Source organism: Rania fehmarnensis (genome assembly GCF_056494185.1).
This window is the reverse complement of record NZ_CM151398.1, coordinates 3,108,976-3,132,482: the sequence shown is the minus strand read 5'-3', so window position 1 is coordinate 3,132,482 and position 23,507 is coordinate 3,108,976. Positions and strand designations below refer to the sequence as shown.

Sequence of the window (23,507 nt, the reverse complement as noted above, 5' to 3'; positions counted from 1 at the left end):
GTACGAGTAGGAGTACGAGTAGGAGCAGGAGCAGGAGATCTCCGAAGCCTGGGGGAGGTGACGTGCTTAGCCTACGATGTCCAGTTGGCTGGGTGGTTCCGGTGGCTTTACTGGCAGGCCGCTGGGCTTGGCTTGGTGGACAGGTGGTTGATGCGACTCGGGTGAGTCTTGTTGATTGGCTTGGCCGTACATACCGCCTTCGGCATCGCGATCGGCGCTAGCCTCTTCGCTGCGAGCAACTTTTTCGAGCGCGGTCTGCGCTGGTAGAGCGGCCGACTCAGATGAGCTGGCACTACTGGAGCGATCTTTACTGGATGCTTGAGAGACACTGCCGGCAGCGCCTGCAGCGGCGACGGTGGGTTGAATCTGCATGCTCGAAGCTCCCTAAAGGCACGAGTCAATTATCGGCGCAGACGATCCAGGATCCTACTTGATGTTTGTGGCTCTTCGGGGGTGGCAATCTTTTCCGGGAATATCTGCTGGAACAAGCCCAATTGTGGAATGGTGCGTTTGCCGATGACCGGATTATCGATCGTGCCGGTTACCGGAATATACATGAATGATGCATACGGCGTTTCGGCGATCAGCGGTGTTAGGATGCTCGACACCGGCACGCGCCCACCTACATAACTATATAGCTCGAGGTTCAGCTCTTTACGAAAGTTCGTATAGCCCGAACCACGCAAACTGAGTAAATCACCATCGCATTTCAGTTCCAGCGGAATTTGATCTCCATCAATGCTGAACTTCACATCGGCCGTATGAAAGGCGGCTTTGTCGGTCGGAGCCACCGAGAGGGCCCGCAGCACTCGGATCATTGTAGGCAGTTGATACAACTCGGCATCGCGTAATTGTATGGCCCCTGAACCACTGTAGGTTTGTGTTTCCCAGGGCACGCCTGCGATGGCTAACTCGACGCTGCAGTTGGCATCGGTCGGCGCGCTGGAAGCACCCAAGTCTTGGAGCATACTGCGAAAGTCGGCGTCAACCAGCTTGGCGTTCAATTGAAAACGGCCCGTGTCCAATTGCCCACTACCCGAGGCAGTTAGCGCACCGGCCAGAGCACTGGCGGTGATCTCTGTGGGGGGATTGGGCCCAGCCGAGAAACGACTGGCGACATCCGAACCAAAGTACAATTGCGAACCAGAAATCGCAAAGGGGCCCCGCACGTCCGTGACCGGTACCCCGCGCAAACTAAGAGCTGCAATATCCAGCCAACCGCGTGCAACCAACTGCGTGGGAGAGCGACGACCAGCCAGATGCACCGTGCCACGAATGCCATCGACCGTCTTGCCATCACCCAGTTGAACCTCTTCCAATTCCAGCTGCATCTTGATGTCAGTGGTCGGAGCGGTCACTCCATCGATAGGTAGTTCGAATTGCGTTTCGCCACTGATGTTGACCGGTCCGCGCATATCGAGCCGCGCTAAACCTTGGCTGATCGAATCAGGTAAGGCACGCAATAATTGGCTATCGACTAACACGCGAGAACTGGGCGACCAATGGACCGTCCCAGCCCAATTGCCGGCCACGTTCTTTTGACACGCTGCCCGAATCGTGACATCGCAGTTGTTGTTCCGCGCCGAAGCTTGCGAAATGACCAGGTTACCCGGCGTGTACTTCAAATCGCAAGTAACGTCGCTCAGCCATGACGGAAAGGAACGCGGGTGAAGTCGCAGACTCTGTCCGTAATTGGTGCCCGTGTGCAAGTCTTCGTGCAGCGTGACCTCAACATCTGCCTGCGACTGACCAGCCGCACGCACGATTTGCACTTCGGCTCGATCAATGCTGCCACTGGGCTGCAATTGATCCCAGATCTGCCGCGCATCATCGGGCAGTGCCCGCTTCAGTTCGTCTTCCATCGGCAAGCCATATGCGCTAAAGACGAGATTAAAAGGTATGTTCGTATTGCGCAGTTCCTGCCAGTCGCCATTGCATTGAATGCGACCGCTATCGTTCCAACCTTCGAAGCCAATTAACTTCCACTGGTCATCATGGGCTTCGATACGTCCACGAATGCGATGCAGCGGGTAGCGAAAACCTTGATACAGCAAGTTGCTCTCAGAGACGGTGATCGATAGATCTTTGTGCCAGTAGTTGGCTTCACCGTAACTGCGTTTGAATACCGCCTTCTCGACTTTGAATGTGCCACTGGGTTCGAGTGAACGCACGAAGCGTTCGACGGCACTGGTCGATTGACCACGAATCGTCAGCGCGCTGAGCACCTTTTCATCGATAGTCACCGGACCATCGCACTGGATACTCAGGTCGCCGTACCATTCTTCTTGGATGCGCTGGAAACTCAAGTCGCCGCGGATGCGCTCGCCACCAGCTTTGCCGCGCAGGTCCTTGCCAATCAAACGATCGCGTTGCAAGTTGATCTGTCCCTGGACATGGCTGAGCGGATAAGGAAACAGCCAGCATTCCAGTTCGACATCGCGACAATTAACATCGATGTTGTGGGTGAAGTTGGTCCCGTCGGACTTGAGCGTCAGTTGAGCGTTGACCGTGCCAGCTGGCCGTACGCGATCCCAATACGTTTTCCATTTGGCCGGCAAGGCTTCATAGAGTCGAGTATCCAGCTGCAGATCGTTGGCCGTGACTTGGATATGGACCGGTGATTGAGGATGAAATCCGTAGATATCTGCGTTCAGATGACAGTCCGCTTGTCCGCTCTTGGCTTTGACATCACGAACCTTTAGCGAATCATTGTCGCAGAAGAAGTCGCCACTTAATTCATCCAAAGGGTAAGGCAAGCGTGGGACGTTTAAGCGTCCGTTGGATAGTTTGCCACCGACGCGAAACTTCCACGGGGCTTTCGTATCGGCGCGTTCGATCCGTACGCGAGCCGATGCTTTGCAACTGAGGCCCGATAGTTGGTCTAACAGCCGCGATAGATCGGGAGGCAATTTGCCAACTAGATTCGGCGAGAAATCCAAGCTGGCCACCAGCCCGCTAAGCTGCATGCGACCATTGGCTCGGTTCAGCGAACCTTCCAGCGAGAGTGTCTCCAGCGTTCCGCTGCTGCGGGCCGTAAACTTGCCTTCGAGCAAACGCATGGGAACGGGTTGAACATTTTCATCGTAAGTAAGTGGCAGCGTACATGTCTCTGCTGAACCTGCACTCGCACTCGACTGCCGGGCCACGTGCGAAACGTTTTTCGTCGCCAGTGCGGGTGCTAAGAAGTCGAGATCATCGATGGGCTGAATCAATCGTCCTTCCCCACAAGAACCATTTATATCATGGATGACGATCGGGGCTTCGGCATCGCGATCTCCGCGGTGCACACGCAAATCACCTTGATGCAGTGTGACGCGTGGAGTCACCGTTCCCGGTTTGCATTTGGTGTTCAGGGCCATCAGCGACCATGTCCCATCGGACATTTTCCACAAGTCAGCTTGAGGGCGAAACATCTCAACACGATGCACGGCTACGCGCTCTTGAATGATGTGTGCGATATCGAGATCGCCAGAGAGTTCAATACGTTCGACGGCTAGAATCTGGCGCAAACGCTGATTGTCTTTGGCCGCCACGCGCAGTCCATGCACGGCAATTTTGTTGGCGCTCTCGATAGAGACGCGTTCAATTTTCACACGCGCTTGAGGGAACGTTTCAGCCAAACGTTTCAGTACCGCGATGCGCAACTCTCGTTCAACGCGAGTTTCGAAGGCTCGATAACTGAGGATCGCAGCCACAGCCGCCAACAAGACGATCAGCCAGACCGCGCCCGAAGTTGAACTTCGTCGCGCAGCTTGTCGCTGATCAGCCGCTGGTGATGCCGCTTGTGGCTTCAATCGATTGGCTTCCGTGCCTGATCGTACTCTGATCTGATTTTTGAAATTTAAAACGGAGGTGAATGAAGGCGCAACCTGCGAGTGCCGATAGAACCAATACGGCTGGCTCGCGATAGCGAATCGAACCCACAAACACCATGTGCAACAACGTAAAGTAAACCGCCGGTCCCCAACACACAGCGATTGGCCAGCCAATCGCCCTCTGCGAACCTACGCGCCGCGCGGCCACTCGCAAACGAGTGCTTCCCACTGCCGCCAAAGCCAGGATGCCAAAACAGCCAAGGGTTAACGCGGCTTTCAAACCACTCGAGCCCAGTTGACCAGCTCCGGGCCAGAGACTCCAGGTCCGTGCGAACTTTACCAAAGCTAGCCGAATTGCCCCAGAGATGTTTTTGCGGGCCCAATCCAAGGCCGCACGTTGCATGCTAGCATTAAGGCGGTATTCAAAACTGCTGTATTCTTTCAGCTGCTGGGCGGGATTGTCGGCAGTCAGGCCCAGTGGGCTATCTTCAGCTCGCTGATGCTGGATAAAGAGTTCGACAAATTCCATGTTCTCGTCGCTGGCCCCGCTAGCCCCCGCATGGAGACCATCGTAGAGACTGGCCCCCACCTGCAAAGTCGTCGGCACCAGGCGGGCCGTTAGCGTCCAATTGCGATACCACCAGGGTGCCATCACCAGCACACACCCAGCGGCCATCGCGGACAAAACCAGCCCCTGATGCATGCGTCGCCTGGATACCAGCAGCACCGTGGCCCCTGCCAAAGGCATGAACAGCAACCAGCTGGGCCGCGCCAAGATCGCCAGGCCGCTGGCCATTCCTAACATAAATGCAGTTCCGGCGACGGGCCGCACGCGCGGGGCCACTAGCGCGCGTTGCCAACCCAGGAGTGTGAGCAACATGAGGGGGCAGAAGATAGCTTCGCTCAATAGGACGATACTCATGCCGATAGCGCCCGGGTAAATCGCTGCCAGCCCACCGGCGATGATTTCTGGCACCCAATTCTGCTCGGCTGGCTCATGGGCTCCGCAGGTGATCGTGATCAACTGACGCGTGATGCACATGACCAGGTACACGGCCCACGCGCCGCACACGCAGCCCATGATGCGAGCCCAGTAGATGCCACTGCTTGCATCGGCAAACGTAGCAAAAGGAGCCAAGGCCAGCGGATACAGCGGCGCGCGAAAGATACTGGCATCCGGGCTGCCGTATTGGTAAGGTTCACCCCGCGCGATATGCCCCGCCAGGATCCAATAACTATCGCTGTCGCCCAGGCGCAGCAATTTGCCGGCAGCGACTGTATCGCCATGCCACTTGGTGGCTGCAGCCACACGCAAACCAAACGCCAGCAGCACGACGATCAGCATGGCCACAGCGCGCGCGTAAGAATTTGTCACCATGGTGACCGGTCACCATGTAATTAGGTTGCGTGTTTGTCGAAGATAGCGCGGTAGATCGGTTGAGCATTGCGGCGAGCGCGACGTTCGAAATGGGTGGTGTAATCCAAATCATGCGCAGCCGGTCGCTCGGGTACATATCGCGGACCGCTCAAGTCGAGCTGTTCGATAACGTGCCTGCAAATCAATTCGTAGTAATCCAATACATCGGTCCAAAAATGAAAAGCACCGCCGGGCACGAGCACGCGCTGGATCGCCAACAACGTCTCATCGTTCAGTACGCGTCGTTTCTTGTGCTTGCGCCGCCACCAAGGATCGGGAAAGTAAACATGCACAGCAACTACACTTTCACTGGGTACCACATTCAGTAAAAAAGCTTCTGCATCACCACGCAACATCCGGGTATTGGTCAAGTGTGAGCGGGCTAATCGCTGGGCGGCACGATTGGCAAACTTGCCCGATAGTTCGATGCCGATAAAGTGGTGAGTAGGTTGAGCCTGGGCCGCCTGTTGCAGAAACAAACCTTTACCCGAACCGATTTCCAGTTCCAGCGGCGCGCCCGTGGGCTGCGCTCGCGCCATGAGATCAACCCAAGTCATGGGCTGAGTGAACAAGTCCGTTGCGCGACAATCCATGCCGGTCGATTCACTTTGACTCATACTGCGTTTCGGTTACAAGACTATCGGGCTGGAACGGGATGCGCCGCAGGAGCATGATGAGCTTTCGGAGCCGTTATCAGCACGGTGATTGCTCCGGCAATTACTACGCCCAAGCTGACCCAAAACATGGTCTTTACATCAGCCCAAGTACCAGCTTCGGTCAGACTGATAAAGGTGTTAATAACTGGTGCGAATCCAAAGACTAATGGCATGACATAGATTGGCTTGCCACCAGCATTAAAGGCCAAAATGATTCCCAGGGCCCCAATGGCCCCAGCCCCACCTGCAATGACTGACCACATCAATCCTAAGCCTGTCCACGCACCTTGGCTGACGGTGGGATAAGAGTTGAGCAATATCAACGGCGCGGCGACAGCGATGATGAAGTACGCAATGCCCACACAGGCAAAGGGACGCAGACGACTGCCTCCCATCTTCATTTGCCCTTGGTGCAACATCGGACCATAAGACCCCCAACATAACGCAGCCATCAAAATCGACAGCGCGATCATGCTGTAGTTGGGCGCGGCGGCGGTGTGCGCAGTGCTATCAGATTTGTGCGCTGGCTCGGCGCTGGCCGACTTATCGTCGGCAGCGAGCATCGAGACATAGACGATCTTGCGAGCCGCATTGGCTTGCCCATCGGCTTCCGGATTGGGCACCGCTGGCGGCAAGGCAGGCTCTGCCGGTTTAGGTTCTTCGGGTTTAGGTTCTTCGGCCTTGGGTTGCTCTGGTTGGGAGGTTTCAACGCCCTGTGCTTCGACGGCTGGTTCTTCGGGGTTCTCAACCGGCGGCGGCAGTTCGACCGGTGATACTGCTGCCGGAGCCGGAGTTGGCTCAGGCGTGGGTTCAGGTGTGGGCGTGGGTTCAGGTGGTGGTGTTTCGGTTGGTGTTTCCGGGGCTGGAGGCACTCCTTCGAGCGGCAGTTCGGCAAACTTCACCGGCGCTGGTGGTAGTGAAGGTTGTGGCGTTGGAGTTGGTTCTGGCTTAACCGCGGGCTCAGGTGCTGGCTCCACTGGTGCCGGCGTTATGGGTGCTGGTGCAACAGGTGCTGGCTCGACTGGTGTGGGCTTGACCACGCCAGGCTCGACTGGTTTGACGGTGGGGGCGGTCGGTGCTGGAGATTCACTGGGCGCATGGGCTGGAATGGCCGGTTGAATCTCGGGTGTCGAAGTTGAACTGGGAGCGCCCTGCGCCGAGCCCGGTGTGGCTTCGGGGGTGACATTGGTGGTGGCGTGGGCAACTTGCACAACCGGTTTGGCGGGTGGTTTGAAGTACAACACTCCACCAGCCCCTAAGGCTGCTGCGACGATACCTGAGACAAACACTGGGCTGATCTTGTTAAGTGTGCCGCTCATCCAAGCGGTCACTAGCGTGTTAACGATTGGCGCAAATCCGAAAACTAGGGGCATGACGTAAACCGGATTGCCTTTGAATACCAGGGCCAGAATGATGCCCAAAGCTCCGATGGCACCGACCGATCCCGCGATAATTGAGTAGGTTGTGCCTAGAAAGCTCCAACGACCCTTTTCGCCTTTGGTTTGCAAAATCCAGAACGGCACGACGACGGCAATGAAGAAATAGGCCAGCCCAACTCCGACAAACGCCTTTAAACCATCGTGTCCCATGGCGGTTGTCCCATAGCGCAGCAGTGGTCCATACGCCCCCCACGACAAAAAGGTGAGGGCCGTAAATAGAAGCACGAATGCTAGACCTTGCATGGGATTTTCCGAACTTTGTAGAGCACTCGCTGCTGGAGCGGCTCGAATCTTCTAACCAATGTGTCGACCGGCCATCAAGCCGGCTGCGGGCTGGCGGAGGCGCTGCCTGGGGCAGGGGCTTGGGGCAGGGGCTTGTCGGCGGTGAATGGCTCAGGCGACCGTTGACCGCTGTTCAGTCTCCCGCAATTGTAGTCCAGCTGACCGAATCGGAAAACGTGTGGCATGGCCAGAGTGGGGCAGTGGGGCAAGCAGGGATTGAGCCCTATTTGCCCCTATTTGCCCTGGGGACGGGCTCTAATTACTATCGAGGGGTCAATTGCCCGACGCACGGGGCGGCGCGGCAATGCGAAATACTGAGGCTGATACAACATGATGAGGGAGACTTCAACGATGGCCCACTGGGTAAAGAATCTGCGCTGGATCGTAGCTGGACTGGGAGCTTTGACCAGCTCTGCAATGACTGCTGGTCAAGCGACCGCAGCCGATGGAGCGTTGACCGAGCTGTATGGGTACGGCGTACATCGCTATTACGCTGGCGATTATCAAGAAGCGCAGCGCGTTTTGAATATCGTCATCGATTCAGGAGTTGAAGATCCACGTCCTCACTATTTCCGTGGACTAGTGACCTATCAAATGGGCATGCAAGACGCAGCCAAGAGTGACTTTGAACATGCAGCCGATTTAGAAGCGCGTGGCAAAGGCACTTCCAGCATCGGCTGGGCGCTACAGCGCATTCAAGGACCAGTGCGTCAAGAAATTGAAATGGCCCGCATGATGGCTCGCGTCGCCGTCGCTCAAGAACAGCGTGCCAAGAAAGAAATGGATGCTCAACAATCGCTGTCCAATCCCAACGTAGCCAAGCCACCGGCGATCACTCCCGATTCGCTACCGCCGGCAATGTCCAATCAATCGCCAGCTGCACCTGTGACACCACCTGCTGCCGATCCAGCCACGCCACCTGCTACGCCCGATGCGCAGGACGACCCGTTCAAGGATGATGCCCAAGTGCCAGCTCCCGCCACGCCGGCCGATCCAGCCGCACCGGCTGATCCAGCCGCACCGGCTGATCCCTTCAGCGATACACCAGCCACGCCAGCCGAACCCGCCGGCGAAGCTCCCAATCCGTTTAACTAAACGTCACCACTAGCCAAGACGTCAGTTCTCCTACTCCTACTCCTACTCCTACTCGCAACCATTTCGAGTAGGAGTAGGAGTAGGAACCATGCATACCCGCGCCTTGAGAGTCGACATTGGATGGCAAGTTGCATTCTAGGACGCGGCCCACTACATTGTTACCAGTTCGCCCCTAAGCTGACGTAGTTTCTTTCGTCCTTCATGGCGTAATGAGTAACCAAAAAATGTCAGTCAACGAAGCTCTCTCCGGTTCGCAATCTGGCAATTCACTGTTGGGCACGTCTCGCTCGGGTACCTCCAGCCGAATCGTGGCTCGCTCCAAGTCATTTCTGGCCGATCTGTTTGAACGCATGAGGCCACAATTGAAATGGGTCGCTCGGCAACAAACGCAAAGCATTCCGAACTGTAAAGACGACGAGTCCGACATCGTGCAGATATCGGTCTTGAAAGCCATCGAACGCATGGATCAATTCGAGGGCCAGACTTCGGGACAGTGGCGCGCTTGGGTAGTCCAGATCGTGCGCAATCAAGCCAAAGATGTGCGTCGCTATTGGAATCAGGAACTACGTGCTCACAATGCAGAAGAACACGACAGCAAATTGATTGGGGGCTTGGAAGACAAATCGATCATGACGCCCTCGAAAATCATGGACGCCGAAGAGCACAGGCAGATCATGGACGACGCGTTGGCCTCGCTGTCGATCGAGCATCAGCAACTCGTGCGCTGGCGCATCATTCAGTTCATGACCTTCAAAGAAATCTCCAAGAAACTAAAAGTTGCCGAACCAACAGCGCGACGCAGATACGAACTTGCTAAAGAAGCTTTCCGTCAAGAATTGGAACGGTTCGGAGCCTGGTAACTTTGCGAGTTCAGATCCTGCTATTCGCTTCGGCCTCGCAACTTACCGGCCTGCGCGCCGTCGATTTGAATCTGCCTGCAGATGCCGATCTGCAATCGGTGGCCAATCAGTTGGCCACCGAGTATCCAGCACTCAAATCTCTTATCCCCGCCAGTCGCTGGGCCATCAATCATCAGTTCATGCCGCTATCGACCAAGATCTCGGCCGATCAAGAACTCGCCCTCATCCCACCGGTCAGCGGCGGCTAGGCTTCGTGGCCGATCTCTGTGTAGCCGATCTCGCCAGAGATTGGACACGCTAAGCGTGGTTCTTCCAAAGTCTGGCGACTTCGGCTACGAGATTGACGATTGGGACACTACAACTTCTTGATCGATACGTTGCGGAACTGGACGGGATCGTTGTGGCCGGCGAAACCAAAGTAGCCTTCGGTGCGATCTTTGCCGGGATGCGGCGTGTTGGCCATCAACTCGGTAACGGTCGAAAGATCGGCATCGAGAATCTGCGTACCGTTGAGTTCCACTTTGATGGTCGAGCCTTGGACGGTGACGACTTGAAAATTCCACTGGCCGGTTGGGCGCAAATAACCGCGAGCCGCAGCGGCCATACCGTAGGCGGATCCATGGGCTTGACGCGGATCCAACTTGGCATACATGGAGTGTTCCGTGTCGAGTACTTGCAGTTCGCACATACCAACGTAAGCCGTATCGCCTTCGCCTGGATAACGAATGGCCAGACCGTTGTTACCGCCGGGTGGTAGTTTGAATTCGACGCGCGCCACAAAATCCTTGTACATTTCTTCGGTGCGCAGCACGCCACCATGACCGGTCTTGCACTGAATCGCGCCCTCGATCACTTCATAATTGTCGGTTGCCCCAGCCCAGCCGGCTAGCGATTTGCCATCGAACAGTTGCTTGAAGCCTTCGCCTGCGGACTTGTCGGCCAAGATCTTGTTGGCTTCTTCAGAGCCGATTTTACGCACGAAGATGTTGCGCCAACTGATCTCGCCACCATGGGTTTGCAACTGAATCACACCCTTGGCGAATAGCGGCGCATTCTTGTCGAAGTAGTTTTCCAGAGGAGCATGATCGACCACCATCTGCTCGTTCAACCACACGCTGGTGCGTGCGCCAACTTGCAGAATGCGCATCGTATTCCACTGACCAAACGGTTTATCGGCTTTTACGAGCGGATGTTTGCCTGGATTGGAGTCTTTGTTGTTCCATAGTCCGCCGCTACCTTTGTCAGCACCCAGCGGAAACTTGGCAGTCTCGGTGTAATCCCATATTTGCACTTGGGGTGTACCGCGCAGATAGATACCGCTATCGGCTAGTGGAACTGTTTTGTAATCGATTAGCAGTTCCATATCGCCGAATTCTTCGTTGGTGGTCATGTAGGCACCTTCGCCATCATTGACCAGCGCGCCATCGACAACCGTCCAGTGCTTGGTCAGTTCATCTTGCCACATTTGTTTGTGCTCAGGCGAAGTGGCTTCCCACTTGCGAGGGTCAGCCGTGTCATTGGATCGACCATGCCAGCCCTCGAGCGACTTGCCATTAAACAGAGCCACGAAGCCCTCCGGCGGCTTGACCTCTTGTGCGGAGCAAGCGACGCTCAGCCCCAGGCAGACGATCGTGGAAGTCATTAAACGAAATAACACGGTGCGCATCAGAATTGGCTCCAAGGCGGGGGAAAGAGGTAGGACTGTCCCCTAGAATAACAAGCGGATCACGATTCTCAAATCCATTTCTGTGATCTCAGTTTTCGAATCTCCGATTTCAATTTCCCTTTCTTCACTCTCAGATCTCAAACACCCCATATGCGACTTCCTGTTTTCGCTGCTGCAATCCTGTGGCCATTGGCCTGCCCGTTATCGGCTCAAATCAACCAGAATTGCGCTGTCATCCAGATTGTCGATGCAGAAACCGGCCGCGGAGTACCGCTGGTGGAATTGGAAACGATTGCCCACCAGCGCCTGGTCACCGACAGTTACGGTCGCGCGACCATCACCGCCGTGGATCTGCTGGATCGAAACATCTTCTTCAACATTCGCAGCCACGGATACGAGTTTGACAAAGACGGTTTTGGCTTTGCGGGCAAGGCAGTGCAACTGCGTCGCGGCAGCCAAACACAACTGGCGATCCGCAGACAGAACCTGGCCCTGCGACTCTATCGCGCCACCGGTTCGGGCATCTTTGTGCATTCCGTAACTGCCGGTCTGCAATCTCCCACCGATCAGCCAGCACTCACTGGTCAGTTAACCAACGACTTACCAGGTGACGTGGTAGGTTGCGATAGTGTGATGACGGCCGAATATAAAGGTCAACGATATTGGTTTTGGGGTGATACCAATCGGCCACACTATCCCATCGGCGGCAACTTTCATATGACCGGGGCAACCACGCCGCTCGACATCAGTCCCGACCAACCTCCGCCATTTACCTATTTCACCGATTCCCAATCCGCCGTCCGCAGCGTCGCCAAAATGTCGGGCGATGGTCCCACGTGGTTAAGCGCCGTAACCGTTCTGCCTCTTACTTCATCCAGCAGCGTTGCACCGCAGCCATCAGCGACTCAAATGGTTGCGGGCTTTATCAAAGTGCGCAATCAACTAGAAGCTTACCGCTGGGGTTTCGCTCGTTGGAATGATACAACCGCACAGTTCGAGGAGACCAAGTCGTTTGATACGCGTCCGCACATGTTCTGTGAGCCACAAACTCATACGTTCCTGCATCGCGAAGCAGAGATCGATTATATCTACTTTGCCAATCCGCTGCCGCTGACCCGTGTTAAGGCTACGATCGATGCCTTCATGGATCCCGCACAATACGAGGGCTACTCATGCCTTAAAGCTAACACGACGCTCGAAGCACCAGAGCTCGATCGCGATGCGAGTGGCCAGCTGATCTATGCTTGGAAAACGAACACACCTGCACTTACACCGCAACAGCAACGCAAGTTCATCAGCGCCGGCTTGATCAAACCGCACGAGGCTCTGATTCGCTTGCGCGATATAAAATCCGATCAGCCAGTGATCGCCCATAGTGGCTCAGTCTATTGGAACCGTTATCGTCAGCGATGGCTCATGATCGCTGTCGAAATCGGTGGCCAGAGTTCGCACTTGGGTGAAGTTTGGTACGCGGAAGCCGACCAACCGACTGGCCCCTGGGTGTACGCCCGCAAGATCGTGACCCATAACCGCTATTCTTTTTACAACCCCAAACATCATCCCTTCTTCGATTCCGCCGATGGCAGCCTGCTCCACTTCGAAGGTACCTACACTACGACCTTTTCTGGGAGCGATCATCCGACTGAGCGCTACGATTACAACCAGATCATGTATCGTTTGGACCTGAAGAACAGCGAGTTGAATTTACCGGTGGCCATTTATCGCAGCCACGAGCCCTGCACCTGGCCGCAACTGTCACCCACCGAGCAATCGCAAGGGCCGCAAGCAGCCTTCTGGGCCCTAGATCGCCCGGCAGCCAAATGCGTGGGCATAAAAATCGTCGATGGCCGACTAGTGTTTGCCGGCGATGATAGTCCGCCCAAGTCGATCATGTTCTACGCCTATCGGTCTGCGCCGCCGAACAATACCTCTACGGCGCTTGCCCCGTTGTATGAATACACCAATACCCAAACGCAAGCCAAGCTATACTCCACCAATCCCATCTATTCCGAGCGAAACTTGGAACGCACTCGAGATGCAGTTTGTTGGGTATGGAAAGTGGATTAAAATCCTTCTGCCACTGAACGCTTTTCGCGTTAAAGTTTCTGACGCGTCCGCACTGCTTACAGAAAGCAATTCCAGATGATACAACCGATGATGATGACCAAATACCTCTCGCTGTGCTTGCTGGCAAGCATGATTGGCACCGGTCAATCGGCACACGGGCAAGCTGATGCCAAACCCTTAATGGCGTACGTGGGAACATTCAGTTCACCACTGAAGGACACGTTGCCTACACAAGTCGATCTGCCACCGGGTAATGGCATTGGTATCCATCTGTTTAAGGTTAATCGAAGTAGTGGTGAATTGACGCCCGATGGTGTGATTGAGTTGGGCACCAGCCCCAGCTGCCTGGCGATTAACCAAGCCGGCACGCGTTTGTATTCGGCGAACGAAACCGATCGCCTTGGTAGTGAAAAGCATGGCTCGGTCAGTGCGTTTCAAATCGATCGCGCCAGTGGCCAATTGAAACTGCTCAATACCGTATCCAGTGGTGGAGCGGGGCCGACGTACGTTAGCCTGCATCCGGCTGGCAAGCACTTGTTAGTTGCCAACTACTTTGGCGGCTCGGTAGCGGTGCTACCCATTGGCGACGATGGCCAATTGGCCGCGGCCAGTGATGTAAAAAATGACGAAGGCCAAATTGGACCTACACGAGCCCAACATGCGCCGCCGGGCAGCTTTGCTTTCAGCGGCCATGATCGCACACACGCGCACATGATCGAAACTGATCCCAGCGGCAAGTTTGTTTATCACGTCGACTTGGGTCTGGATCAAATTTTGATTTGGAAATTCGATGCTGCCAATGGCAAACTCATGCCGGCCGCCACGCCGGTCGTTTCATTGCCGCCAGGTGATGGACCACGTCATTTCTACTTTCATCCCAATGGGCGTTGGTTCTATTGCATTCAAGAAGAAGGCTCGACGCTGGTCCTGTTCGACTTCGATGCCCAGAGCGGTGCGCTCAAGCCACGGCAAACGATCTCTACGCTGCCGCCCGGTTACAAAGGCAGTAACTTCTGCTCGGAGATTTTGGTCTCGCCCGATGGCCGATTTGTTTATGCCGGAAATCGTTTGCACGACAGCATCGGTATCTTTGCTGTTGGCAGCGATGGGACGCTCAGTTACGTCGGTGAAGAATGGACCCGCGGCGACTATCCCCGTAGTTTTGCCTTTGACCCCAGCGGACGCTTTCTCTATTCCTGCAATCAACGCGCCGACAACCTGGCCGTCTTTGAAGTTAATCGTGACAAGGGCACACTCAAATTCACCGGCCACTACGCAGCTGTTGGTAATCCTTCAATGATAACGTTTTTGGATCTAAGTAAGTGATGCCGAGCATCCTCGTTTAACCCGTAGCCGCCAGGCGAGGCGAACCCTCTAACCAAGCTTGCGCATACGTGAGCATCTGCACGCTCAGTATAGGTCGTGTCCCTGCACGTTCACTACTTCGATTGCCTAGCCTTCGGCTACGGGTTAAACGATTACGGCGAGGTGAACCTGCTAACCAAGCTTGCGCATACGTGAGCATCTGCACGCTCAGTATAGGTCGTGTCCCTGCACGTTCACTACTTCGATTGCCTAGCCTTCGGCTACGGGTTAAACGATTACGGCGAGGTGCACCTGCTAACCCAAGCTTGCGTTCACCTGAGCATCCTCGTTTAACCCGTAGCCGCCAGGCGAGGTGAACCTGCTAACCAAGCTTGCGCATACGTGAGCATCTGCACGCTCAGTATAGGTCGTGTCCCTGCACGTTCACTACTTCGATTGCCTAGCCTTCGGCTACGGGTTAAACGATTACGGCGAGGTGAACCTGCTAACCAAGCTTGCGCATACGTGAGCATCTGCACGCTCAGTATAGGTCGTGTCCCTGCACGTTCACCGCTTCGATTGCCTAGCCTTCGGCTACGGGTTAAACGATTACGGCGAGGTGCACCTGCTAACCCAAGCTTGCGTTTACCTAGGAGCATTCGCCCTCCCGATGTTCCAGGGATTCAGAGCGGTTTTGGACACAGGCTGGAAGCCTATGCCACACAACTAACGTGTTGATGTGGCCTGTACTGCACCAATGGCGCCAGGCAGACCTACGGCCTGCTCCAAGAGCGTGCGAAGGAGGGCTTGCTCGATGAATCGAGCAGCTTGAGGTTGGATGATCGGTTGGGAGGTAGTGCCTCCAATGCGCAAGAAGATGGCACGATTGGCGACCAGGCGATTGATCTGTAACACCAGTTCCACTGGCGGCACAGCTGTCGCTGCTAACTGTGTCAAATAATTGGCAGCGATTTGTTGACTGAGACCACCACCAACGCGTACGACCAATTGAACGTCCAGGCGACCGTTGACCAGTCCTACGTTGCCACTACCGAGCACGGACAGTTGTCGGCCCCAGAGCGCCACCGATCGCATGCGCAAGGCTCCTTGGCTGATGGTACCAGTCAGTCGTCCTCTTTCAAACTCTGTCGAACCCAAGCCGAACAGCGGCACGAATCGAGCCAATTGATCCGAGACAGGCAAAGTCTGTGCATCGGTATCTTCAAAGTCCAAGTCGAGTCGACCTTGCAAGTCGCGCAGCGTCTTGTATCGCGGAGCTGCCAGGTCGAGAGTGGCGGCGAATCTTCCGCGTCCCACCACTGACGAAGTTCCCGTCAACTTGCTCAATTGTTCAACTTCGCCACGTTGAATACGAGCTTGAACTTTGATCGAGCGACTGGCGCTCAAACGCGCTTCGACATCGCCGTCCAGTTTTCCGCCAAATGCTCGACCGCGAATGTTGTGAGCATAGACTCGCGTGACAGATTGATCTGCTGACGAAATCACTTCGACGTCGCTATGAGCTTCCGAAATGGGAATGCCGCTGAATACGGCATCATGCAAGCGCAGATCGCCATGCAGATCGACTCCGTGATTCAGCCAAACCTTGGCTCGCAAGTCGGCACGCCCTTGTATATCCAATGACATGTTGGGATCGATCAGCTTCGCAGCTTCGGCCAGATCGATGCGTATCATGTTGATAGTCAAACCTTCGATACGATTGGCTGGCAGGTTGTATGCACCGCTGACATCTACCCGACCGCCGCCCAGGCCACCGCCAGCTCGCGCGATGCGCAGTTGCTCGCCATCCAGCACCAATTGAGCTCGCAGGTCGCGCACGATCGAACGACTGCGATAAGCTAACTGAGGAATTTCGATTTCTGCCGTGCCTGTTCGAGTGCCCGCCAGTTGCCAATTGAATTGACTGCGAACATTTGCCAAGCCTTGCCACTGCGATGCCTGGTCGACCGATTGCCACAGACTGGTCAGCCGGCCGATCTCGGCTCCCAACCAAGTCACATCGCCGCGAACCTCGCGCACATTCCATTCCGGTTGCCGATCGAACACCAACGTAACATCACCATCCAGGGCAGCATTTAGCAACGTACCCTGGGCTTTGGCCTGCCACTGATCGGGTGTGAGTTGTCCATCCAAGGCCAACTCGCCGAATGCCTGCCTGCCGATCTGCAAATCGCGAACATTCGCAGCCACAGTGCCTTGCCAATTGGCCACAATCGGAGCACCTTCTATAACAGGTCGCTCGACCTGGATACGAACATCGATCGTGCCAGCAGGTGAGTTAGCTGGGCTGAGTCCAGCAGGTAATGGCAATATGTTCCAACCCTGCAAAGTTTGTAGCGTCAGTTCATCAATCGACAGATCCAATCGATCTTTATCGACTGCATCAGCCTGGTCAGCTTGTATACCACCAGGTGCGCGGTGCCAGGTTACGGCGGCTGCAACGCGACTACCGCCTACCGTAAATTGACTTTGATCAATTTGAATCACTTGCGGAGTAGTAAACCCCATCAAGCTGCCTTGAGCCCAGACGACTCGATTGCGTTCCAGCGTCGTGATGTTACTGAGATTAAATTGAGTCGCCGTCAAACCATCGACGGTATCACCTTCAAACTTAACATTGCCTGTAACCAGCAAGATTTCTAAGGCCACTGGCAAGGTAGGCTCCACACCCAAGAGCTTGACCAGTTGTGGAACCGATAGATCCAGTTCGTTGCCTTGCGAATCGATGTCGAAGCTCAAGCGATCGGCAGCTTGTCGAATTTGTCCTGTGGCTTGCCAACGCTTGGCAACGCCTGCGTCTTTCAAATCCAGCGCCAGCTCGTTACTACCGGCCTCTTTCTTCAGCGCATACTCGATATCGCCCAACCCCCAATCATTGATGCGCACTCCAGCGCCATTACCGTTTAATTCTAGCGCCAGAGATTCGATATCCGTTAAGTTCTCTTTGGCAGCGGAGACTCGCGCCGAACCACTTACTACACCGCGCAGTGCATACTCACCCAATGAGGCTGGAATATTCACCCGCGAAAGGTCCAGCTGTTGATAGTTCATGTTCAGCGTCAATGGATCATCCAAGTTGGCAGTGAAAGCTGCCTGCCCGGCGATCTGGCCACTGGCGATATTGGCGCTGAGATTATCCAGTAAGAGTCCATCAGCGACTAACCTGGCTTGCGTATTCAGATTGGCGATGTCGTTGCCCATCCAATTCAGCTGTCCGTTGTTCAGTTGCAATGTATAGGCAGCTTGCCAGGGTGTGAGCGAGCCGCCTGCGTTGACGGCGAGATTGACGTTCCCTAGTGGCAGATAGTTCATAGTCGCCGGCTCGACCGCCAGGCGCTCAAAGAGATTGCTTGTCAGACTGACCGGCTGCAGTGGCAGTGTTACTGTCCACGCAAATTGATCGCTCAAACCCAACTCCGCCCCGATTCGCAGTGATTGACGGTCAAGAACAATATTGGCTTGCGGCAGGGCCAGCACGCGATCTTGCAATCGCCATTGACTGGCGAGTTGCACACCGGCGATTTGACCGAAAGCGACATCGCTGGCGTCGATGGTTCCACTGGCTTGCCAGGCAAGTGGTTCAGACAGGTCACTCAAGGGTGTTGATAACTCAAATGTGCCGCGCGCGGTGCCTGTGGGAACATTGTCGCCAACGCCAAAGGTGGCTAAGAGTTTGGTCAGTGCGACTTGTTCAAGGCGGCCATTGGCTCGGGCGGTCCCTTCCGATGCCATAGGCAATACAGCCGCCAGGTTAGCTTGACCGAGCACTAGACGCTCGTTGCTTTCAACGTCAGGGCGACTTTCGATTTGCCCACTAACTGCGCCAAATGTCCACAAGCCTTGGCGATAGCCAAACCGCACGCGGGCGGTGCGAATGGAAAATCGATCCACGTCTAAGAGCGGTGAAGTTAGTTCGCCTTCTACTAAGTAGTCGGCCACGCGCCACCAGCCGCTCAAGGGCGCTTGAGCCCACAACCAACCGGACACGCGTCCACCCACTGGCACAGGTGGTTCCACCCCCACGCGCTTCAGCCACCCCAGAATTGTGGCGATGCGTACATCGTCAAATTCATAGTCTAGCGCACGACTCTGCGGCAATGCTTGCCGCTCAAGCGTCCCAGGCGGAAAATCCGCTGGCGTCTGCAAAATCAGTCCAAGGAGCAATGCAAGTTGAATCATGATGCAAGCCCATTAGCGATTCGCGTGCCAAAGCACTGGACTCCTGTGGCATAGGCTTCCAGCCTGTGTTCTGTGGCATAGGCTTCCAGCCTGTGTCCTATGAGGAGACTATTCACCACATGCATCTGTATCCAACTGAGCTGCTGAGTCAGCTAGACTATCAATATGAAACCTGTAGCCGAACTCGCCAGAGTTTGGAAAGGGGAATCTCAATTCTCCAAAGTCTGGCGACTTCGGTTACGATATCCAAAGTCTGGCGACTTCGGCTACGCAAGATCCAAAGTCTGGCGACTTCGGCTACGGCGACCTTCGCACTTGACTAACAAGCTATTTTAAGGATGGAACTATGAGAGTTACAAGAATTCGCAGTTGGATCGTCGGTAGTTTAGTAGTGGTGGCGGTGATTGCATTGTGGCAAACAAACGGTCGCTCGCAACAGAAGACCGGCCGCGAAGGGCTCAAGCCTTTCATGCAACAGAAGCTGGAACATGCCAAGTCGATATTGGAAGGCATGGCGCTGGAAGACTTTGACAAGATTGCTTCCAATGCTCAATCCTTGAGTTTATTGAGTCTTGAAAGTACTTGGAACGTGGTTTCCACCGAAGAGTATTTGCAGCATAGCAAAGACTTTCGTCGTTCGATCAATCTGATCAAACAAGCCGCTCGCGACAAGAACAGCGATCGCGTTGCCTTGGGCTATGTCGACTTGACGATTCGGTGCGTCGAATGCCATTCGTACTTGCGTAATCAAGCCAAGTAAATCGCGAGCATCGAGGCTTCATTTTCGAAACGCACAGAGACGCAGAGGATCGCACGGAAGACAGGCTTTCCTCCGCGGCCTCAGCGCCCTCTGCGTTTCATAAAGAATCTAAGCGTTCTCAACGCCTGGGCGATCGCACCAAGAAAACACGGGTCGGAAGGATCTTTGGTTAGAAGGTTCGTTTTTTAAACGCCGAGAGACGCAGAGGATCGCAGAGAAGACAGACTTTCCTCCGCGGCCTCAGCGCCCTCTGCGTTTCATAAAGAATCTAAGCGCTCTCAACGCCTGGGCGATCGCACCAAGAAAACTCGGGGCGGAAGAATCTTTGGTTAGATGGTTCGTTTGTTAAACACAAAGAGACGCAGAGGATCGCAGAGAAGACAGACTTTTCTCCGCGGCCTTTGCGCCCTCTGCGTTTTAAACGAATCTGCCCGTTCCGAACCCTCTCTCAACGCCTGGGAACGCTTTCCCGTATTGCTCAGCGGCAGCGTTTCGGTTTCAATGAAGGGTCCTGCGGAATCAAAGCCCGTTCAATTGAAGTAAGGAAACTGACCTCGTGCCGAATCTATCCCAGCTTTCCAAGAGGCGACAGCATCGCTTCTTGTCTCAACTGGTTGAAGTTCTAGAGATCTACAAAAAACGTACTGGAGACATATTCCGCTACTCTTTCGCTGCACCACCGATCACTGATGGTCCGCATTTGTACATCATCGGCGACCTTCTGCAGTGGGATTTTACTTTTAACGATGCGCGGGCTGGGACGATTGACCATACGATTGTCAAACTGGCCACCGAGTCACTCTTCGACGAATCGGCTGAGTCGGCCGGTGATGCCAATACCCTGTTAAAGAAGCGATTGATCACCAATCTGGCCGTAGCCTGTACGTGCCAGGCTAAATCCGAATATTCAACTTTTTGCACGCATGCCGCCACTGCAGTCGAATTCCTGCGCAAGCGTTTGGAACGAGCCACTACGGATGAAGCTCTCGGTTGGTTGGACAGCTGCGTGGCCCAGCCCGATGCGATTGGCAAGGAACTGGTCGATTCGCTTGAAGCGGACCGCAATGCCAATGCGAATGCCGCTACCAGCGAAGTGCCTGATAACTGCCGAGTAGTTTGGCGTGTATCGCGTGGCACCCGCTACTCCCCTATGGAACTGGAATTAGTCGTACAACGTCCCAAGGGTCGTGGTGGTTGGACGGTGGGCAAACGCGTCCGTGAACCGCTCGAGAACTTGCCCGAATCAGCGTTCAGTCATCCAGCTGATCGGGCTCTATTGCTGATCTACGAAACACACTTTGGCCCTTATGCCGATGACCCCAGTGGCGTCACCCTGATTCATATTCTCGATCTGCTCAGAGAATGTCCCAACGTGGTGTGGAACAGCCCAGGTTATCCACCGGCTGTGATTCGTCGATCGGAAATCAAGCTCGACTTGATGGAAAAGAACGAAAGCGACATTGACGGAGCTTGTTATGCGCCGCGATTGTTGGTCGATGACTTCGAGGTCTCGCCTTCGGATTTGTTTGCCATCGGTCGCGGTCGATACGGTGGCATTGACGTCAACGAAGAGGAAACTCGAATCACCTATTTTTCGTTGACGGCCGAACAATCGAAACTGCTGCTGATGGTCGACCAGGCCGTAACGCGTGGGGCAGTGCTGGATCGTGAGTCGGCGGAAAAGTTTTCCAAGCTGATGAGCACCGGTGGGCGGCATCAGAAGTTTGCGATGAACATACCGGAGTCGCTGGCCGGTCCTGATCAATTAATGCCCCCCACAGTGCAATTGCATTTGCATCCACTGGAGCATCATGGTTTGGAAGCTCGTCTGCGCGTAGCGTGCAATGAACTGGACGAACCACCTACGCCTGGAATGGGTCCCGAACGCATGTTGGTGCATACTCCAGCGGGCGTATATCACCTGGTGCGCGACCTAACGGCGGAAGCTGCCGCGGCGGATCGCATCGCCAACGATCTTAATCTGGGCGACTTTCATTTCGATGGGCCATACACCTGGCAACTACTGGGATTGGAAGAGTCGCTCAAAATTATCGAGCGCGTGCGTACCCTCGGCGAAAATGCGCCGGTCGTGTGCTGGCCCAAGACCAAGCCTTTGCGCTTGATCGGAGATATTACCCCCCAAGCTCTGCGCGTGCGTTTGACAACCGAGCGTGACTGGTTTGGAGTCGATGGTGAATTGCGACTGGAAGGGCTGCATGTTCCGCTGGCGGAATTGATGGTCGCCATTCGCAACGGTGGTCGCTATGTTCCCTTGGGCGAAAATCAATTTGCCACGATCAGCGAAGAGCTACGAGCCCGCATGGCCACCATCGACGATTTGTCGACGCCAGATGGCGATGGACTGCGACTATCCAAAGCGGCCGCGCCGCTGATCGATGAAGCCATCGGATCGGACATACCGGCTGAGCGTGATCAGAAATGGCACGAGGCCATTACGCGTTTGAACGACTTGACCGTTAATCCACCGGATCCACCAGCTACGCTGATGGCAGACCTGCGCGATTATCAAGTTGCCGGCTATCAATGGCTATCGAAACTTAGCCGCTGGGGACTGGGTGGCTGCCTGGCCGATGACATGGGTCTGGGAAAGACGGTTCAGACGTTGGGTGTGCTGCTGGATCGAGCTGATAAAGGCGCTGCCTTGATCGTGGCTCCCACCAGCGTAGGTATCAACTGGGTGCGCGAAGTGCAACGCTTCTCGCCATCATTGCAACCGCATTTGTATCGCGAACACGATCGCGATCATTTGATTCAAAGCGCGGGCCCGGGTCAGTTGATCATCACCAGCTACCAAATGTTGCAGCGTGATGTGGAACGCATCAGCAGTCGTCCGTGGGCTACGCTGGTCCTGGACGAAGCTCAATACATCAAGAATTTTCAAACCAAGACCAATCAAGCCGTGCGGCGCTTGGAAGTCGATTGGTGCGTGGCCCTGTCGGGTACGCCACTTGAAAACCACTTGGGTGAATTGTGGAGCTTGATGCGTGTGCTCAGTCCCGGACTGTTGGGTTCGTGGGAACGTTTTCGTCAACGTTTTGGTGAACCGATCGAACGCGACAAGAACCGCGAGCGCCTGAAAGCCCTGGGCCATGTGGTGCGTCCCTTTATTCTGCGGCGCACTAAACAAGAGGTGCTCAAGGAATTGCCGCCACGCACCGAAGTGGTGCTTTCGGCCGAACTCTCACCAGCGGAACGCAAGCGCTACGATGCCGCGCGAGTAGCCGCCATCAGCGAACTGACCAAAGGCCCCGGTGAAGAGAACGAACAACAAAAACGCATTCGTGTGCTGGCATGGCTGACCCGTTTGCGACAGTTGTCTTGCCACCCGAGCCTGGTAGATCCGGCTTGGACCAAGTCATCGGCCAAGTTGGATCTATTCTTGGAGACCGTTCAAGAGCTGCGCGAGAACAATCACCGCGCGCTAGTGTTCAGTCAATTCGTACAGCACTTGAGCCTGGTGCGGGCCGCCTTGGACAAGGCCGGCGTCAGCTACCAGTACCTCGATGGCAGCACTCCCACGCATAAACGCCAAGAAGCGGTCGACAATTTCCAGCTGGGAGAAGGCGATCTGTTTCTGATTTCGCTCAAAGCCGGTGGAACAGGATTGAACTTGACCGCTGCCGATTACGTACTGCACCTTGATCCATGGTGGAATCCGGCAGTCGAAGATCAGGCGACCGACCGCGCGCATCGCATTGGTCAATCGCGCCCGGTTACCGTCTATCGTTTGGTCGCCAAGGACACCATCGAAGAGCAGATCCTTTCCATGCATGAAGAGAAACGCGAGTTGCTAGCCGGTGTGCTTGATGGCGCCGACCGCGCCGCCAGGATGAGCACCCAAGAGCTAGTCGATTTGATTCGAGATACCAGCACACTCAGTGCGAACTTGTAATTTGAAATCTGAAATCTGACTTTTGAAACTGA

14 protein-coding genes are annotated in these 23,507 nt (G+C 55.1%); 7 read left to right on the top strand and 7 right to left on the bottom strand.

Going from position 1 to position 23,507, the window contains the following annotated elements; all coding sequences use genetic code 11:
* Positions 1-66: 66 nt before the first annotated feature.
* From SH573x_RS10575 to SH573x_RS10555, 5 genes are read right to left on the bottom strand one after another with little or no spacing between them, the layout of a single operon-like run.
* A complete protein-coding gene (locus SH573x_RS10575) occupies positions 67-372 on the bottom strand; it encodes a hypothetical protein (protein WP_479354843.1) in 306 nt (101 codons plus the stop codon).
* Positions 373-401: 29 nt separating this feature from the next.
* On the bottom strand, positions 402-3,794 hold the full coding sequence (locus SH573x_RS10570) for a hypothetical protein (RefSeq protein ID WP_479354841.1): 3,393 nt from the start codon (positions 3,792-3,794) through the stop codon (positions 402-404).
* A complete protein-coding gene (locus SH573x_RS10565; RefSeq protein WP_479354840.1) occupies positions 3,763-5,193 on the bottom strand; it encodes a glycosyltransferase family protein in 1,431 nt (476 codons plus the stop codon). The genes SH573x_RS10570 and SH573x_RS10565 overlap by 32 nt, the downstream gene beginning before the upstream one ends.
* A 20-nt stretch (positions 5,194-5,213) precedes the next feature.
* Positions 5,214-5,849, bottom strand: a complete 636-nt coding sequence (gene trmB, locus SH573x_RS10560; RefSeq protein WP_479354839.1) for a tRNA (guanosine(46)-N7)-methyltransferase TrmB — start codon at positions 5,847-5,849, stop codon at positions 5,214-5,216.
* 20 nt (positions 5,850-5,869) lie between these two features.
* The gene (locus SH573x_RS10555; RefSeq protein WP_479354837.1) at positions 5,870-7,570 is read right to left on the bottom strand and encodes a hypothetical protein; all 1,701 of its coding nucleotides are present in this window, start codon (positions 7,568-7,570) and stop codon (positions 5,870-5,872) included.
* 390 nt (positions 7,571-7,960) lie between these two features.
* On the opposite strand from SH573x_RS10555, the gene SH573x_RS10550 reads away from it, so the two are divergent.
* From SH573x_RS10550 to SH573x_RS10540, 3 genes are all read left to right on the top strand, one after another.
* Positions 7,961-8,704 carry a tetratricopeptide repeat protein gene (locus SH573x_RS10550; protein WP_479354835.1) on the top strand — a complete coding sequence of 248 codons (744 nt, stop codon included), beginning with the start codon at positions 7,961-7,963 and terminating at the stop codon, positions 8,702-8,704.
* Positions 8,705-8,928: 224 nt separating this feature from the next.
* On the top strand, positions 8,929-9,564 hold the full coding sequence (locus SH573x_RS10545) for an RNA polymerase sigma factor (protein ID WP_479354833.1): 636 nt from the start codon (positions 8,929-8,931) through the stop codon (positions 9,562-9,564).
* A gap of 2 nt (positions 9,565-9,566) precedes the next feature.
* Positions 9,567-9,812: a MoaD/ThiS family protein gene (locus tag SH573x_RS10540; protein WP_479354831.1), complete on the top strand. Its 246-nt coding sequence runs from the start codon at positions 9,567-9,569 to the stop codon at positions 9,810-9,812.
* Positions 9,813-9,919: 107 nt separating this feature from the next.
* Here SH573x_RS10540 and SH573x_RS10535 read toward each other — a convergent pair whose 3' ends face one another.
* Positions 9,920-11,230: a 3-keto-disaccharide hydrolase gene (locus SH573x_RS10535; protein WP_479354829.1), complete on the bottom strand. Its 1,311-nt coding sequence runs from the start codon at positions 11,228-11,230 to the stop codon at positions 9,920-9,922.
* A 150-nt stretch (positions 11,231-11,380) separates the two neighbouring features.
* On the opposite strand from SH573x_RS10535, the gene SH573x_RS10530 reads away from it, so the two are divergent.
* Together SH573x_RS10530 and SH573x_RS10525 are read left to right on the top strand one after the other, a co-directional pair.
* The gene (locus SH573x_RS10530) at positions 11,381-13,297 is read left to right on the top strand and encodes a glycoside hydrolase family 183 protein (RefSeq protein WP_479354828.1); all 1,917 of its coding nucleotides are present in this window, start codon (positions 11,381-11,383) and stop codon (positions 13,295-13,297) included.
* Positions 13,298-13,372: 75 nt separating this feature from the next.
* Positions 13,373-14,623 carry a lactonase family protein gene (locus SH573x_RS10525; protein WP_479354826.1) on the top strand — a complete coding sequence of 417 codons (1,251 nt, stop codon included), beginning with the start codon at positions 13,373-13,375 and terminating at the stop codon, positions 14,621-14,623.
* Between the two features lie 705 nt (positions 14,624-15,328).
* Here SH573x_RS10525 and SH573x_RS10520 read toward each other — a convergent pair.
* A complete protein-coding gene (locus SH573x_RS10520; RefSeq protein ID WP_479354824.1) occupies positions 15,329-18,802 on the bottom strand; it encodes a hypothetical protein in 3,474 nt (1,157 codons plus the stop codon).
* 346 nt (positions 18,803-19,148) lie between these two features.
* On the opposite strand from SH573x_RS10520, the gene SH573x_RS10515 reads away from it, so the two are divergent.
* Both SH573x_RS10515 and SH573x_RS10510 read left to right on the top strand, forming a co-directional pair.
* Positions 19,149-19,562: a hypothetical protein gene (locus tag SH573x_RS10515; protein WP_479354822.1), complete on the top strand. Its 414-nt coding sequence runs from the start codon at positions 19,149-19,151 to the stop codon at positions 19,560-19,562.
* A 556-nt stretch (positions 19,563-20,118) separates the two neighbouring features.
* Positions 20,119-23,475: a DEAD/DEAH box helicase gene (locus tag SH573x_RS10510; RefSeq protein WP_479354820.1), complete on the top strand. Its 3,357-nt coding sequence runs from the start codon at positions 20,119-20,121 to the stop codon at positions 23,473-23,475.
* The last annotated feature ends 32 nt before the right edge of the window (positions 23,476-23,507 follow it).